This is a genomic window from Pseudomonas sp. MDT1-16 (assembly GCF_054898115.1).
Map to the genome: position 1 here is coordinate 4,735,855 of NZ_CM142717.1, position 13,238 is coordinate 4,749,092.

The 13,238-nt window shown below is 57.5% G+C and carries 10 protein-coding genes and 2 pseudogenes; 6 read left to right on the top strand and 6 right to left on the bottom strand.

Going from position 1 to position 13,238, the window contains the following annotated elements; all coding sequences use genetic code 11:
* Positions 1–237 precede the first annotated feature (237 nt).
* A complete protein-coding gene (gmtY, locus tag ACYZT3_RS21665) occupies positions 238–1,659 on the bottom strand; it encodes a gamma-mobile-trio recombinase GmtY (protein WP_462030733.1) in 1,422 nt (473 codons plus the stop codon).
* Positions 1,660–1,883: 224 nt separating this feature from the next.
* Here gmtY and ACYZT3_RS21670 point away from each other — a divergent pair.
* Positions 1,884–2,420 (top strand): annotated as a pseudogene (locus ACYZT3_RS21670) (mechanosensitive ion channel family protein); the annotation flags it as partial.
* Between the two features lie 110 nt (positions 2,421–2,530).
* Here the strand turns inward: ACYZT3_RS21670 and ACYZT3_RS21675 are convergent.
* The 3 genes from ACYZT3_RS21675 to ACYZT3_RS21685 all read right to left on the bottom strand — a co-directional run bounded on the left by ACYZT3_RS21675 (position 2,531) and on the right by ACYZT3_RS21685 (position 4,687).
* Positions 2,531–3,397 (bottom strand): carboxylate/amino acid/amine transporter, encoded by an 867-nt coding sequence (locus ACYZT3_RS21675; protein ID WP_282377083.1) that lies wholly within the window; start codon positions 3,395–3,397, stop codon positions 2,531–2,533.
* Between the two features lie 210 nt (positions 3,398–3,607).
* The gene (locus tag ACYZT3_RS21680) at positions 3,608–4,207 is read right to left on the bottom strand and encodes an FMN-dependent NADH-azoreductase (RefSeq protein ID WP_282377085.1); all 600 of its coding nucleotides are present in this window, start codon (positions 4,205–4,207) and stop codon (positions 3,608–3,610) included.
* A 150-nt stretch (positions 4,208–4,357) separates the two neighbouring features.
* On the bottom strand, positions 4,358–4,687 hold the full coding sequence (locus ACYZT3_RS21685) for a 3-phosphoglycerate kinase (RefSeq protein WP_282377086.1): 330 nt from the start codon (positions 4,685–4,687) through the stop codon (positions 4,358–4,360).
* A gap of 48 nt (positions 4,688–4,735) precedes the next feature.
* Here ACYZT3_RS21685 and ACYZT3_RS21690 point away from each other — a divergent pair, with 48 nt between their 5' ends.
* The 4 genes and pseudogenes from ACYZT3_RS21690 (at position 4,736) to ACYZT3_RS21705 (ending at position 8,955) form a co-directional block, all read left to right on the top strand.
* Positions 4,736–5,659, top strand: coding sequence for a LysR family transcriptional regulator (locus tag ACYZT3_RS21690; RefSeq protein WP_033056127.1), 924 nt, complete (start codon positions 4,736–4,738; stop codon positions 5,657–5,659).
* Positions 5,660–5,673: 14 nt separating this feature from the next.
* Positions 5,674–6,479: pseudogene (locus ACYZT3_RS21695) on the top strand (alpha/beta fold hydrolase).
* Between the two features lie 3 nt (positions 6,480–6,482).
* The gene (locus ACYZT3_RS21700; RefSeq protein ID WP_282377088.1) at positions 6,483–7,040 is read left to right on the top strand and encodes a peptidylprolyl isomerase; all 558 of its coding nucleotides are present in this window, start codon (positions 6,483–6,485) and stop codon (positions 7,038–7,040) included.
* 82 nt (positions 7,041–7,122) lie between these two features.
* Positions 7,123–8,955, top strand: coding sequence for an ABC transporter ATP-binding protein (locus ACYZT3_RS21705; protein WP_462030734.1), 1,833 nt, complete (start codon positions 7,123–7,125; stop codon positions 8,953–8,955).
* Positions 8,956–9,193: 238 nt separating this feature from the next.
* Here ACYZT3_RS21705 and ACYZT3_RS21710 read toward each other — a convergent pair whose 3' ends face one another.
* Complete coding sequence (locus ACYZT3_RS21710) at positions 9,194–10,318, bottom strand: GNAT family N-acetyltransferase (RefSeq protein ID WP_462030735.1); 1,125 nt, start codon at positions 10,316–10,318, stop codon at positions 9,194–9,196.
* 281 nt (positions 10,319–10,599) lie between these two features.
* Here ACYZT3_RS21710 and ACYZT3_RS21715 point away from each other — a divergent pair, with 281 nt between their 5' ends.
* A complete protein-coding gene (locus ACYZT3_RS21715; protein WP_462030736.1) occupies positions 10,600–11,913 on the top strand; it encodes a putative porin in 1,314 nt (437 codons plus the stop codon).
* 152 nt (positions 11,914–12,065) lie between these two features.
* On the opposite strand, the gene ACYZT3_RS21720 is transcribed toward ACYZT3_RS21715, so the two are convergent.
* Positions 12,066–13,187 carry a beta-ketoacyl-ACP synthase III gene (locus ACYZT3_RS21720; protein ID WP_462030737.1) on the bottom strand — a complete coding sequence of 374 codons (1,122 nt, stop codon included), beginning with the start codon at positions 13,185–13,187 and terminating at the stop codon, positions 12,066–12,068.
* Positions 13,188–13,238: the final 51 nt, after the last annotated feature.

The window sequence follows — 13,238 nt, forward strand, 5'->3', positions numbered from 1 at the left end:
GACCAACCTTCGTAAGGGCCTTGCTTCCTGATTCCTGATCTCGCTTGCACCTCCGCTTTCTGCAGAAGAAGCGTTGTGTACTTTGTGTGTTGTGGGGGGACGGCCTGGACGTGAAGGAATGGGCTGCTCTTGAGGCTTGTTAGGCTTTGGGAGGCTTAGAGAGCTGGAGAGAAGGAGGATCTGGAGGTCACAACTTGGCAGCTGAGTGCAGCTGCCAAGCCAAAAGTCTTAAACTGGTCAGGTCTTCGATTCAGCCGAAGTTCCCCGCCCCTCCTCAAGTGCCCGCCGCTTTTCAGCGAGCCGCTTTTCGCCCTTCTGCATTTCTAACCGCGCATCTTCATGAGTAGGTTGCTTGTAGACTTCCTGGGAACTTAGGTTTCTATGGTGCAGGGCCTTTTGAATAAATACTGGGGGCAAATCAGATTCACACAGCCGATATCCATAGGAATGGCGATGACCGTGCTCAGTTGTTCCGATCTCCTTGGCATGCGCAAGACCAATTCGATTCACAGCATCCCGGTGCTGACGGTTAAAGTTCTTCATCGTCTCAGGTTTCCCTTCTGTGTTAGTAAACGCATAAGGGTGATCATCATGGGGCGCTGGATCGACGCGCTGATACTTCAAATAGTTAATATAATTAAGTAAGAATAGCTTCGCTGTATCTAGAGGGTAGAAATAAACCTCCAAATATCCATCAGCCCCATCAGTTAACAGAGGCGACTTCCAACCGGCGTGCAACGAGTCACTTTTTAGATATTCGGTGCGGGGCTTTCGTCGATATCTTCTGTTCAGATAGTCACGACGGTTTGAATAGCCCTCTTCCTGCACCCGGCCCTGCGCGGGATGCCAAATTCGAACAATCGCTTCATTGCGTTTTCTATCAACGATTACATCCGATAGAAACATATGAAATATTTCGCTCTTACGCAGCCCAGCGTAGTGCATCAAGATTGTGATAGCCCGCCCTTTGTAATCGATGAAATCATGGGGCGTAGCGTCAGAACTCCCCACTCGGCGAATCCAACCGTTCTCAAGCAAATTGACGATTTCGCTTTCAGGGAATCGCTTAGTCGGCCTTTTATTGAAAGACGGCACCTCTGATGTCTGAATCCTGCGCACCCTGGCATTTTGCGCAACGGCGTCCACAGGCTTGTTCAGATGGCATAGGAAAACGTTGGCCTGCTTGTGGTAGTAAGCGCACCAATTCATACGCTCCTCAACCGATGTAGCCTTTTGGAAGGGGTTCGCTCGTGACGTTTGATAAGCAGGCTGCTCCGCGAGCCAGTCTGTATAGGCCGTGATGTGATTGAGGATCGTACGGGCGTCCTCAGCTTTGCGTGGAGTCCAGTAGAGTCCACTCGGATCACGCTGACTCTCAATGTTGATCGTCCCGTATTCGAGCGCGGCTGCAAATCCTTCTAACAGCTCAGAGGTCTTCTTGAACCGCCCCTCGTTGGCACGAATGTACGAAAGCACAAGCTTCACCGAAAACACATTCCGCTCCCTCCACGACGCGCTCTTCTTCAGGTAGCGCGAGGAAGCTAGAAACCGTAGATGTGAAAGTAGAATTCCGTCCTTCGTAAAAATCCCTGGGAGCTCCATTTCACGACCTGTGTCGTCGTTGACGTAACGCGTGTTGATCTTGATAGCTGATGCCATGCCTGGGGCTCCTGGGTCTTTTCTTTAACCTGCGGCATGGTGTGTCTATCAGGCCTGGGTTAGTAGTATATAGTATATAGTTTGTGGCGATTGCCTATTGTGAACATGGAGCTGAGGGGAAAGCAATGGGTCGAGGCAGTCAAGGTTGGATGATTTTTGGAGGTTTTGAGGGGGGAACCGCGTGGAAATCTCCAGCGATAGTATAAATCTTTTACCGGTGATAATGGCGCGGCATGCAGCAATCTGGTGGGCGTCGGATCAAGCGCAGCCTGTTCATCGACGCCAGCGGCGTGCGGTTTGTGCGTGATGACGAAGAGTCAAAACTGGCCCAGGTACACTTGCTGACCGACTATATCAGCCGCAAGCAGGCTGAACTCAAGGCCTGGAACGAAGCCCAGGGCAATGTGGCGGCGATGTCGGCCAACCGTCGGCGGATGACCAATATCGGGACTTTCCGCGCCTATGCGCTGGCGTATTTGAAGAGTCACCCGGAGGTCCAGCCGAACATGACCTGCATGGTTCGGCAAATGCAGGCCACGGCCCAGGGTATTCCGCTGGAAATTTACTGCTTTACTCGCACTACGGCGTGGGCCGATTACGAGCGGATTCAGGGGGATATTTTTGATTACTTGCTGGCGGTGTTGCCGGAGTTTGGCTTGAGCCTTTATCAGCAACCGAGCGGCGGTGACCTGAGGGCCGGGTTGCTTCCGGCAGTGCTCGGCGCGAGCCACATCCCTGAACCCGAAAAACACATCATGTAGCACCACATATCCCTGTAGGAGCGAGGCTTGCCCGCGAAGGCGGTGTGTCAGGCAACATCGTCGCCGACTGACACACCGCCTTCGCGGGCAAGCCTCGCTCCTACAGGGGTTTAGTGTGTGGTTATCGATTGGCGTACACCCAACCGGCTGATCCACACGGCCATCAGAATCACCACCCCACCCAGGAACAACCGCCCCAGCGCTTCATGCTGATTCCAGATCAGCAGATTGATGAGCAATCCCACCGGCACATGCAGGTTGTTCATCACCGCGAGCGTCCCGCCATTCACCAGGCACGCGCCCTTGTTCCACCAGTACAACCCGAGCGCAGTCGAGACCAGGCCGAGGAACACCAGCACGCCCCATTGCAGCGGTGCTTCGGGCAGGAAGTTCTGTTTGCCGAACAGCAGAAACGCTGGCAACGCCACTGCCAATGCGCCGAGATAGAAGTAACCGAAGCGCCGATAATGCGGTAGATCGCTCGGATGACGGGCGACCAGATGCTTGTAGAGCACCTGCCCGGCGGCGTAGGTGAAGTTGGCCAGTTGCAGCAGCAGAAACCCCATGAAGAAATCCGGGTTGATCCGGTCATAGCGAATCACCGCCGCGCCCATCACCGCCACCAATGCGGCGATCAATGCCCATGGGTTGAAGCGCCGGTTCAGCGCGTCTTCGATCAAGGTCACGTGCAGCGGCGTGAGGATGGTGAACAGCAACACCTCCGGCACTGTCAGCACCCGAAAGCTCAGGTACAGGCAGACGTACGTCACGCCGAACTGCAACGCGCCGATCAGCAGCATGCCGCGCATGAATGCCGGTTCAACCGAACGCCAGCGAGTCAACGGAATGAACACCAGCCCCGCCAGCACCACTCGCACCAGCACCGCAAAGTAACTGTCGACATGACCGGCCAGGTATTCGCCGATCAGACTGAAGGAAAACGCCTGAATCAGCGTGACAAAAAGTAGATAGCCCATGCTCGCCTCATTTCGAATGGCGGCGACGATAGCGGTTTTTGCTAGCCATCACTAAATCCCAGGCAAAAAAAAGCCCGATCTCGCTAAAGCGTTCAATCGGGCTACAGCACTCAGGAGCAACAAGTGCAAAGGGAGGTTCGATGCGCGTAAAGCCTTGAAGAGGTTCGCCAGGTCACTTGAACATCAAGGGATTATCTGGCGATTAAAGCCTCAGGCGACCTGGGCCAGCTTGGCGTTGGCCTGGCTCAGTCCCTTCTCCTGGAAGTCGCCGCCCAGGTTCATGCCTTCGGCGTGAATAAAGGTCACGTCGTGGATCCCGATGAAGCCCATGACCTGACGCAGGTACGGTTCCTGGTGATCCGCGGTGCTGCCGGCGTAGATCCCGCCGCGAGCAGTCAACACATAGGCACGCTTGCCGCTGAGCAGACCTTGTGGGCCGGTGTCGGTGTACTTGAAGGTGACGCCGGCACGCAGCACGTGATCGAGCCAGGCTTTCAACGTGCTTGGGATCGCGAAGTTGTACATCGGCGCAGCCATGACCAGCACGTCGGCGGCCAGCAGTTCGTCGGTCAGCTGGTTGGAGCGTTCCAGGGAAGCCTGTTCGATGTCATTGCGTTGTTCAGCAGGTTTCATCCAGCCGCCCAGCAGGTTGATGTCCAGGTGCGGCACCGGGTTGACGGCCAGGTCACGCACGGTGATCGGGTCGGCCGGGTGAGCGGCTTTCCACTGGCTGATGAAGGTCTGGGTCAGTTGACGGGAAACCGAGTCTTGCTGACGGGCGCTGCTTTCGATGATCAGAACACGTGACATGGGATGTAGGCTCCATCTGAGAATGCTGTAAGGCGATGGAGTGAAGGTTAAACAGAACTATATCGATGAAAAAGCGCAAGTAACTGCTATAAATCATCGATAAATTTGTTTATAAGCGGAGCGTACCCGGCGAGTGTGCTCCGCGTTGTGTCATTTTGGGGTGCAGGTCAGTTTGATACGCATCTTGATGATGGTCCGGGTGAACTTGGCGGTGGCATTTTTGTGTTTGCCTGCGGCCACTTCAATCTTGCGGGTGCGCGGTGCTTCCGGGCCGTTGTTGAAAACCACCGTACAAGACGCATCGGTGGTGCCGTAGTTGTTCACCTGAATGGAAGCAATGTCGCTATCTGTGTCATACGCGTTGTAGTCGATGCTCAAGCCATTCAGCTGTTTTTGAACATCGATTGGATAGGCAAAGGCCGTCAGCGGCAACATCACCAGCAGCACACAACCCGACACCACACAACAAAGCTTTTTCATTCAGCAGTCTCCAATAAGGACTGCCAGCTTAGACAAGAGGAGCTATTCATGAAAGCGCCCCGCGTGACCCTTGATCAATGGCGAACGTTACAGGCCGTGGTCGACCACGGCGGTTTCGCCCAGGCCGCCGAAGCGCTGCACCGCTCGCAATCGTCGGTGAGCTACACCGTGGCGCGCATGCAGGACCAGCTCGGCGTGCCGCTGTTGCGCATCGACGGCCGCAAAGCGGTGCTGACCGAAGCCGGCGGGGTGCTGCTGCGCCGTTCCCGGCAACTGGTGAAACAGGCCAGTCAGCTGGAAGACCTGGCCCATCACATGGAACAAGGCTGGGAAGCGGAAGTGCGGCTGGTAGTCGACGCTGCGTACCCGAGCGCCCGCCTCGTCCGCGCCTTGACCGCGTTCATGCCGCAAAGCCGTGGCTGCCGGGTGCGTCTGCGTGAAGAGGTGTTGTCGGGCGTTGAAGAAGTACTGCTCGAAGGCGTGGCCGACCTGGCCATCAGTGGTTTCAGCATCCCGGGTTACCTGGGCGCGGAATTGAGCGACGTCGAGTTCGTCGCGGTCGCCCATCCCGAGCATCCCTTGCATCGCCTTAATCGCGAACTGAATTTCCAGGACCTGGAAAGCCAGTTGCAAGTGGTCATCCGCGACTCCGGTCGCCAGCAGCCACGGGACGTTGGCTGGCTCGGCGCGGAACAGCGCTGGACCGTCGGCAGCCTCGCCACCGCCGCGACTTTTGTCAGCAGCGGCCTGGGTTTCGCCTGGTTGCCTCGGCACATGATCGAACGAGAACTCAAGGAAGGTCTGCTCAAGCTGCTACCGTTGGACCAGGGTGGCAGCCGCAACCCGAGCTTCTACCTGTACTCAAACAAGGACAAACCCTTGGGTCCGGCCACGCAGATTCTCATCGAACTGCTGCGCACTTTCGACACCGCGCCGCTGGATGCACCGTTCGCCGCCCCTGAACAAGCCTGACACGGAGTGTAAACATGGCCTATTTCGAACATGAAGGTTGCAACCTGCACTATGAGGAATATGGCCACGGCACGCCGTTGCTGTTGGTTCACGGGCTGGGTTCCAGCACCCTGGACTGGGAACAGCAGATCCCGGCGCTGTCGGCCCGCTACCGGGTGATCGTCCCGGATGTGCGTGGCCACGGTCGCTCCGACAAACCCCGTGAGCGCTACAGCATCGCCGGGTTCAGCGCCGACCTGATCGCCCTGATCGAACATCTGAACCTGGGCCCCACTCATTACGTGGGCTTGTCCATGGGCGGCATGATCGGTTTTCAACTGGCCGTGGATCAGCCGCAACTGCTCAAAAGCCTGTGCATCGTCAACAGCGCGCCCGAGGTCAAACTGCGCAGCCGCGACGACTATTGGCAGTGGTTCAAGCGCTGGAGCCTGATGCGCGTCCTCAGCCTAGGCGCTATCGGCAAGGCTCTGGGCGCCAAGCTGTTCCCTAAACCGGAACAGGCTGATTTGCGACAAAAGATGGCCGAGCGCTGGGCAAAAAACGACAAACATGCTTATCTCGCCAGCTTCGACGCGATCGTTGGTTGGGGTGTTCAGGAACGACTTTCGAAGGTCTCCTGTCCAACCCTTATCGTCAGCGCCGACCGTGACTACACACCGGTCTCGCTGAAAGAGGCCTACATAAAACTGCTGCCCGATGCGCGGCTGGTGGTGATCGCCGATTCGCGCCACGCCACCCCGCTCGATCAACCCGAACGCTTCAACCAAACCCTGCTCGAGTTTCTCACCGCAGTCGACACCACCCCACTCAGGATCACTGACCCATGCTGAAAAAAATCGCCCTCGTCGCTGGCACCGTTCTGTTTGCCGCCAACCTGATGGCCGCAACGCCCGCCAAGGCGCCGCACGTGTTGCTGGAAACCACCAACGGCCAGATCGAAATCGAACTGGACCCGGTCAAGGCCCCGATCAGTACCAAGAACTTCCTTGATTACGTCAACAGCGGCTTCTACAACAACACGATTTTCCACCGTGTAATTCCTGGCTTCATGGTCCAGGGCGGCGGTTTTACTCAACAAATGCAGCAGAAAGAAACCAAGGCACCGATCAAGAACGAGTCCAAAAACGGTCTGCATAACGTCCGTGGCACGCTGTCCATGGCCCGCACCTCTAACCCTGATTCGGCCACGAGCCAGTTCTTCGTCAACGTCAAAGACAACGACTTCCTCGACCAGGGCGACGGCTATGCCGTGTTCGGTAAAGTCGTGAAAGGCATGGACGTGGTGGACGTCATCGTCAACTCTCAAACCACCACCCGTGGCGGCATGAAAGATGTGCCGGCCGACCCTGTGTTCATCAAGTCGGCCAAAGTCATCGACTAAGCTAAACAGGAAGTCATGAGCGGCTGCCGGAGCGCGCCGCTCACACTGTTCAAAGGAGAGCCCGTGCGCGGGCGGAGAACTGATGCTTTATCGCCGTTTTGAGAAACTGATCGACATTTTCCGCGATGCCCCGACGGCCGCTCCGCCGGATCGGGTTCTGCCTTTCTATACCTATTACCTGAAGCAGGTCTGGCCGAGTTTCGCCGTCCTGCTGTTCGTCGGTCTGATCGGTGCGCTGATCGAAGTGGCGCTGTTCAGTTACCTGAGTCGCATCATCGACCTGACCCAAGGCACGCCTAACGTCGATTTCTTCAAGGAACACGGCATCGAGCTGGCCTGGATGGCGGTGGTAGCCCTGGTTTTTCGGCCGATTTTTGTTGGCCTGCATGACCTGCTGGTGCACCAGACCCTGAGCCCCAGCATGACCAGCCTGATCCGCTGGCAGAACCACAGTTATGTGCTCAAACAGAGCCTGAATTTTTTCCAGAACGACTTCGCCGGGCGCATCGCCCAACGCATCATGCAGACCGGCAACTCGCTGCGCGATTCCGCCGTGCAAGCGGTGGACGCGCTGTGGCATGTGCTGATCTACGCGATCAGTTCGCTGGTGCTATTCGCCGAAGCCGACTGGCGCCTGATGATCCCGCTACTGACCTGGATCGTCGCCTTCATCAGTGCCCTTTACTACTTCGTGCCACGGGTCAAGGAGCGCTCGGTCGTGTCCTCCGATGCGCGCTCAAAACTCATGGGGCGGATTGTCGATGGCTATACCAACATCACCACGCTGAAGCTGTTCGCCCACACCAATTTCGAGCAGCAATACGCTCGCGAAGCGATCAAGGAACAAACCGAAAAAGCCCAACTGGCCGGCCGCGTGGTCACCAGCATGGACGTGGTCATCACCAGCATGAACGGCTTGCTGATCGTCGGCACCACCGGCCTGGCCCTGTGGCTGTGGACGCAATCGATGATCACCGTAGGCGCGATTGCCCTGGCCACCGGCCTGGTGATCCGCATCGTCAACATGTCCGGCTGGATCATGTGGGTGGTCACCGGGATTTTCGAAAACATCGGCATGGTCCAGGACGGTTTGCAGACCATTTCTCAACCAGTCAGCGTCACCGATCGCGAACAGGCCAAACCGCTGGCGGTCACCCGTGGCGAAGTGCGTTTCGAGCACGTGGATTTCCACTACGGCAAGAAGAGCGGGATCATCGGCGACCTCAATCTGACCATCAAGCCTGGCGAGAAAATCGGCCTGATCGGTCCTTCCGGTGCCGGCAAATCGACCCTGGTCAACCTGCTGCTGCGCCTCTATGACGTGGAGGGCGGTGGCATCCTCATCGACGGGCAGAACATTGCTGAAGTCGGCCAGGAAAGCCTGCGCGAGCGCATCGGCATGATCACCCAGGACACGTCCCTGCTGCATCGCTCGATCCGCGACAATTTGCTTTACGGCAAACCCGACGCCACCGACGCCGAACTTTGGGAAGCGGCACACAAGGCCCGAGCCGACGCGTTCATCCCGTTGTTGTCGGACGCCGAAGGCCGCACCGGTTTCGATGCCCATGTCGGTGAACGCGGCGTGAAACTCTCCGGCGGCCAGCGCCAGCGGATTGCGATTGCTCGCGTGCTGCTCAAGGACGCGCCGATCCTGATCATGGACGAGGCGACCTCGGCGCTGGACTCGGAGGTCGAAGCGGCGATCCAGGAAAGCCTCGAAACCCTGATGCAGGGCAAAACCGTGATCGCCATCGCCCACCGGCTCTCGACCATCGCCCGGATGGACCGACTGGTAGTGCTGGAAAACGGCAAGATCGCAGAAACCGGCAGCCACGCCGAACTGCTGGCCCATGGCGGGTTGTATGCGCGGTTGTGGCAGCATCAAACCGGTGGATTTGTCGGGATCGACTAAATTTGTCGGTCGCCGAGATCCTTGTAGCAGCTGGCGCAGCCTGCGTTCGGCTGCGAAGCAGTCGCAAAATCCTATAACGCGGTGTTTCAGGCATAACGCATCTGCTGAATTAACGACTGCTGCGCAGCCGAACGCAGGCTGCGCCAGCGGCTACATGGAGTTACTTCATTGGGAGGTTGCGGCAGTGCGGTCCTGGCCACGTCTTCTCCGCTGGGGATGCTAAAACCCGGAGCAAGGCTCAGTCTTGCCGGTAAGGCAAGGCCATCCTCGCTTCCTCGGCATACGCCAGCACGCCAACACGCTCTTGGTGCAGGAAGTCTTTGACGGCGGCTTTCAGACCAGGATGACGCAAGTAGTGCCATGAATGAGTGATCACGGGTTCAAACCCGCGAATCAACTTGTGCTCGCCCTGAGCACCGGCATCGAATCGCTGGAAGCCGTTGGCAATCGCGTAGTCCATGCCTTGATAGAAACAGGTCTCAAAATGCAGACGGTCGAACTCTGCCAGGCAGCCCCAGTAACGACCATAAAAACTGTCGCCACCCACCAGACTGAAAGCCATCGCGACTGGGCGTGAACCTTGTTTGGCCAACACCACACGAATCGACTCCGGCATGCGCTCGGCCAGCAGACTGAAAAACTCCCGCGTCAGATAGGGCACTTGCCGACGCACTGCATAGGTGTTGGCGTAGCAGGCGTAGACAAAATCCCACTGCGCCTGATCGAGTTGCCGACCTTCAAGCCATTCGAAATCAATGCCCTGCCCCGCCACTTGTTCGCGCTCCTTACGCATCTGCTTGCGCTTGCGCGAACTGAGGACGTCGAGGAAGTCTTGAAAATCCCGATACCCGCGATTCTGCCAGTGGTACTGGCAGCCGATTCGTTGCAACCAGCCTGGCTGTTCGGCCAATGCTGCGTCGGTGAAAGGATCCGTGAAGTTGATGTGGGCGCTGGAAAGTTGTTCGATCTCAAGGTAGCCGGGCAGGCTTTTCAACAGTTCGAATCCGTCCTCGAGAGTAGCTGCCAGCAAACGCGGGCCACTGACCGGACTGAACGGCACGGCCGTCAACAGTTTGGGGTAGTAATCGATACCGGCACGCTCACACGCATCAGCCCAGGAATGATCGAACACGTATTCGCCGTAGGAATGCCATTTGCGGTAACTGGGCAGCGCGGCGATCAGACGATCACCTTCGATGTGCAGCAAATGCTCGGGCTGCCATCCGGAATGGGGGCTAATGCTGGCGCTGTCTTCCAGCGCGCTCAGAAAAGCGTGACGCAAAAATGGCTGAGTATCGGGGACCAACGCATCCCACGTGTGCGGGGCGATTTCCGACAGGCTTTGCAGACGTTGCAACGGCATCACCATCCTCACTCTTCATGGCATGAAAGCACCGCGAGTATCGCTTATCGCTCTGCATTGCACATGAGCAATTCGACGACAGCGCTCTAGCTCAATAGTTCGTGACGACTTTATATCGTCATCGAGCTGCCATCACATTGCCACTGCTCTGTCACAAACCATCGCGATACTGGCGCCTGTTTTTAGAGTGTCGGGTTCTAGCCCGGCCACTGTTTCCGCCCGTCAACGGTCGGTTGTGTCCTGGATGGCTCAGTCATCCCCTCTCATCTTCGGAGATTGATATGCGTCTTGCTTCCACGAAAACTGCGGCGGCCTTGTGTGGTGGCCTGCTGCTGGCCATGAGCGTTCCGGCCAGCGCCGCAGTCGACGCCAAACTGCTCGACATGCTCAAGGCAAACGGCTCGATTTCGCCTGCGCAGTACACCGAACTGCAAGCCGAGCTGGCCAGGGATCAGAAAGACCAGCAAATCGCCCGTCAGGCTCAGCGAGAGAGCAACGAGCAGATCGCGGCGACCGCGAAGAAAACCAATGAACTGAGCACCTTCGACCAGAAACTGGCGTGGGCTGCCAAGACCCAGTTCAAGGGCGATGTTCGTTTCCGTCAGGAAACAGTCAAGAACGATGGTGTTTCCAACACTGGCGACCAGGACCGTCAACGCATTCGTGTGCGCCTGGGTGCCTACACCGAAATCAACCCGCAAGTCGACACCGGTATCCGGATCGCCACGGGCAGCGACAACGATTCGCGCTCCACCAACCAGAGCCTGGACAACAACTTCACCAAGAAGGATATCTGGCTGGACCAGGGCTACGTGGATTACCACCCGACGGCCATCAAGGACCTGCACTTGATCGGCGGCAAGATGCCGCAACCGTGGGTGAGCACCGGCGACATCATCTGGGATAGCGACATCAGCCCTGAAGGTCTGGCAGCAACCTACAAGCACGCGCTGGGCCCTGTCGAGATGTTCGGTAGCGCCGGTCACTACACGCTCAAGGACAACGTCGACGGCGAAGGCAAACAGTTCCGTCATGACCTGCGTCTGTACGCGGGCCAGTTGGGCGCGCGTTTCGCGATCACCGACAACTTGAAAATGACTCTGGGCGGCAGTCTCTACGCTTACGACAACGACAACGACATCAACAATACGTGTGCCGCGGCAACATGCCGACTGGCCGTCAACGGCAACACCGCGAACGAACAGTTCAAACTGTACGAAGGCTTTGGTCAGCTCGACATCGGCGGCCTGCCAATGCCGCTGTCGCTTTACGGTCAAATCGTCACCAACGACGATGCCAGCAACGATCAGGACATGGGCTGGCTGGCTGGCGTCAAGACCAAGTTCTACGGCTTCGGAGTTGACTACAACTACCGCGACGTACAGCGTAACGCGGTGGTCGGCGCCTTCACCGACTCCGACTTCGCCAACGGTTTCACCGGTTCGCGCGGCAGCAAGCTGAAAGTGAGCTACGAGATCGACAAGAACTTCTCCCTCGGCGCGACGTACTTAATGGCTGACTCCGACTACACCAACGCCACCCTGCGGGATTCGAAAATCAACACCCTGCAACTGGATGCTGAAGCCAAGTTCTGATCCACGCTACACGGCTCGGGCAAGGAAGCCTGAGCTGCTTTACCAAACTCGCGTTGCTGTATCGGTCCCCATCATCCGTCCGATACAGCAACGCGAGTTTTTTTGTCTGCGCAAAAAAATCGTCCGAACTCGGACGATCTTTTTTGACGAACTCAGCGCTTGCGCAGAATCACGCTACCAATCGAGTAACCGGCGCCGAACGAGCTGAGTACGGCCAGCGATCCGGCGGCCAAATCATCCTGATATTTGTGAAACGCAATCACGGAACCGGCGGAGCTGGTGTTGGCGTAGGTGTCGAGAATCACCGGAGCTTCTTCTTCAGTGGCTTCACGGCCCAGCAGTTTCTTGACGATCAGGTGGTTCATGCTGAGGTTGGCCTGATGCAGCCAGAAGCGTTTCACGTCGCTGATGTTGAGCGCGTTCTCTTCCAGGTGCGTTGCGATCAGCTCGGCGACCATCGGGCAGACATCGCGGAATACCTTGCGACCTTCCTGCACGAACAGTTTGTCCTTGGCACCGATGCCCTCTTCCGCCGCGCGATTAAGGAAGCCGAAGTTGTTGCGGATGTTGTTGGAGAACTTGGTCAGCAGCTTGGTGCTGACGACATCGAACTGGTGCTTGGACGTCGCCAGGTCGGCGCGTTCGATGACCACGGCAGTCGCGGCGTCACCGAAGATGAAGTGGCTGTCGCGGTCGCGGAAGTTCAGATGACCGGTGCAGACTTCCGGGTTGACCATCAGGATCGCCCGGGCCTGGCCCAGTTGCACGCTGTTGGCGGCGGCCTGAATGCCGAAGGTTGCCGAGGAGCAGGCGACGTTCATGTCGAAACCGAACCCCTGAATGCCCAAGGCTTCTTGAACTTCGATGGCGATGGCCGGATAGGCCCGCTGCAGGTTGGAGCAGGCGACGATCACGCCGTCGATGTCCGTGGCGGTCTTGCCGGCGCGCTGCAAGGCTTGCTCGGCGGCACCGATGGCCATTTGGCAAAGCACCGACCACTCGTCATTCGAGCGTTCCGGCAGGCAAGGCGCCATGCGTTGCGGATCGAGAATGCCGTCCTTGTCCATGACAAAGCGGCTTTTGATGCCAGACGCTTTTTCGATAAACGCCGCGCTGGACTCGGTCAACGCTTCGATTTCGCCGCGCGCGATGGCGTCGGCATTGTCGGCGTTGAATTGCGCGACGTAAGCATTGAAAGACTGCACCAGCTCTTCGTTGGAGATGCTGTTGGCCGGGGTGTACAAGCCGGTGCCGCTGATGACGACGTTATGCATGGTCGTTTCTCTAATCTGTTCAGGCAGAAAGTATTGGCACCGACGTACCAA

What these genes read in the sequence shown, in the direction of transcription:
- gmtY (WP_462030733.1), bottom strand. Translation starts at nt 1,659, where the DNA reads ATGGCATCAGCTATCAAGATCAACACGCGTTACGTCAACGACGACACA.
- ACYZT3_RS21675 (WP_282377083.1), bottom strand. Translation starts at nt 3,397, where the DNA reads ATGGGCTATCTACTTTTTGTCACGCTGATTCAGGCGTTTTCCTTCAGT.
- ACYZT3_RS21680 (WP_282377085.1), bottom strand. Translation starts at nt 4,207, where the DNA reads ATGTCACGTGTTCTGATCATCGAAAGCAGCGCCCGTCAGCAAGACTCG.
- ACYZT3_RS21685 (WP_282377086.1), bottom strand. Translation starts at nt 4,687, where the DNA reads ATGAAAAAGCTTTGTTGTGTGGTGTCGGGTTGTGTGCTGCTGGTGATG.
- ACYZT3_RS21690 (WP_033056127.1), top strand. Translation starts at nt 4,736, where the DNA reads ATGAAAGCGCCCCGCGTGACCCTTGATCAATGGCGAACGTTACAGGCC.
- ACYZT3_RS21700 (WP_282377088.1), top strand. Translation starts at nt 6,483, where the DNA reads ATGCTGAAAAAAATCGCCCTCGTCGCTGGCACCGTTCTGTTTGCCGCC.
- ACYZT3_RS21705 (WP_462030734.1), top strand. Translation starts at nt 7,123, where the DNA reads ATGCTTTATCGCCGTTTTGAGAAACTGATCGACATTTTCCGCGATGCC.
- ACYZT3_RS21710 (WP_462030735.1), bottom strand. Translation starts at nt 10,318, where the DNA reads ATGCCGTTGCAACGTCTGCAAAGCCTGTCGGAAATCGCCCCGCACACG.
- ACYZT3_RS21715 (WP_462030736.1), top strand. Translation starts at nt 10,600, where the DNA reads ATGCGTCTTGCTTCCACGAAAACTGCGGCGGCCTTGTGTGGTGGCCTG.
- ACYZT3_RS21720 (WP_462030737.1), bottom strand. Translation starts at nt 13,187, where the DNA reads ATGCATAACGTCGTCATCAGCGGCACCGGCTTGTACACCCCGGCCAAC.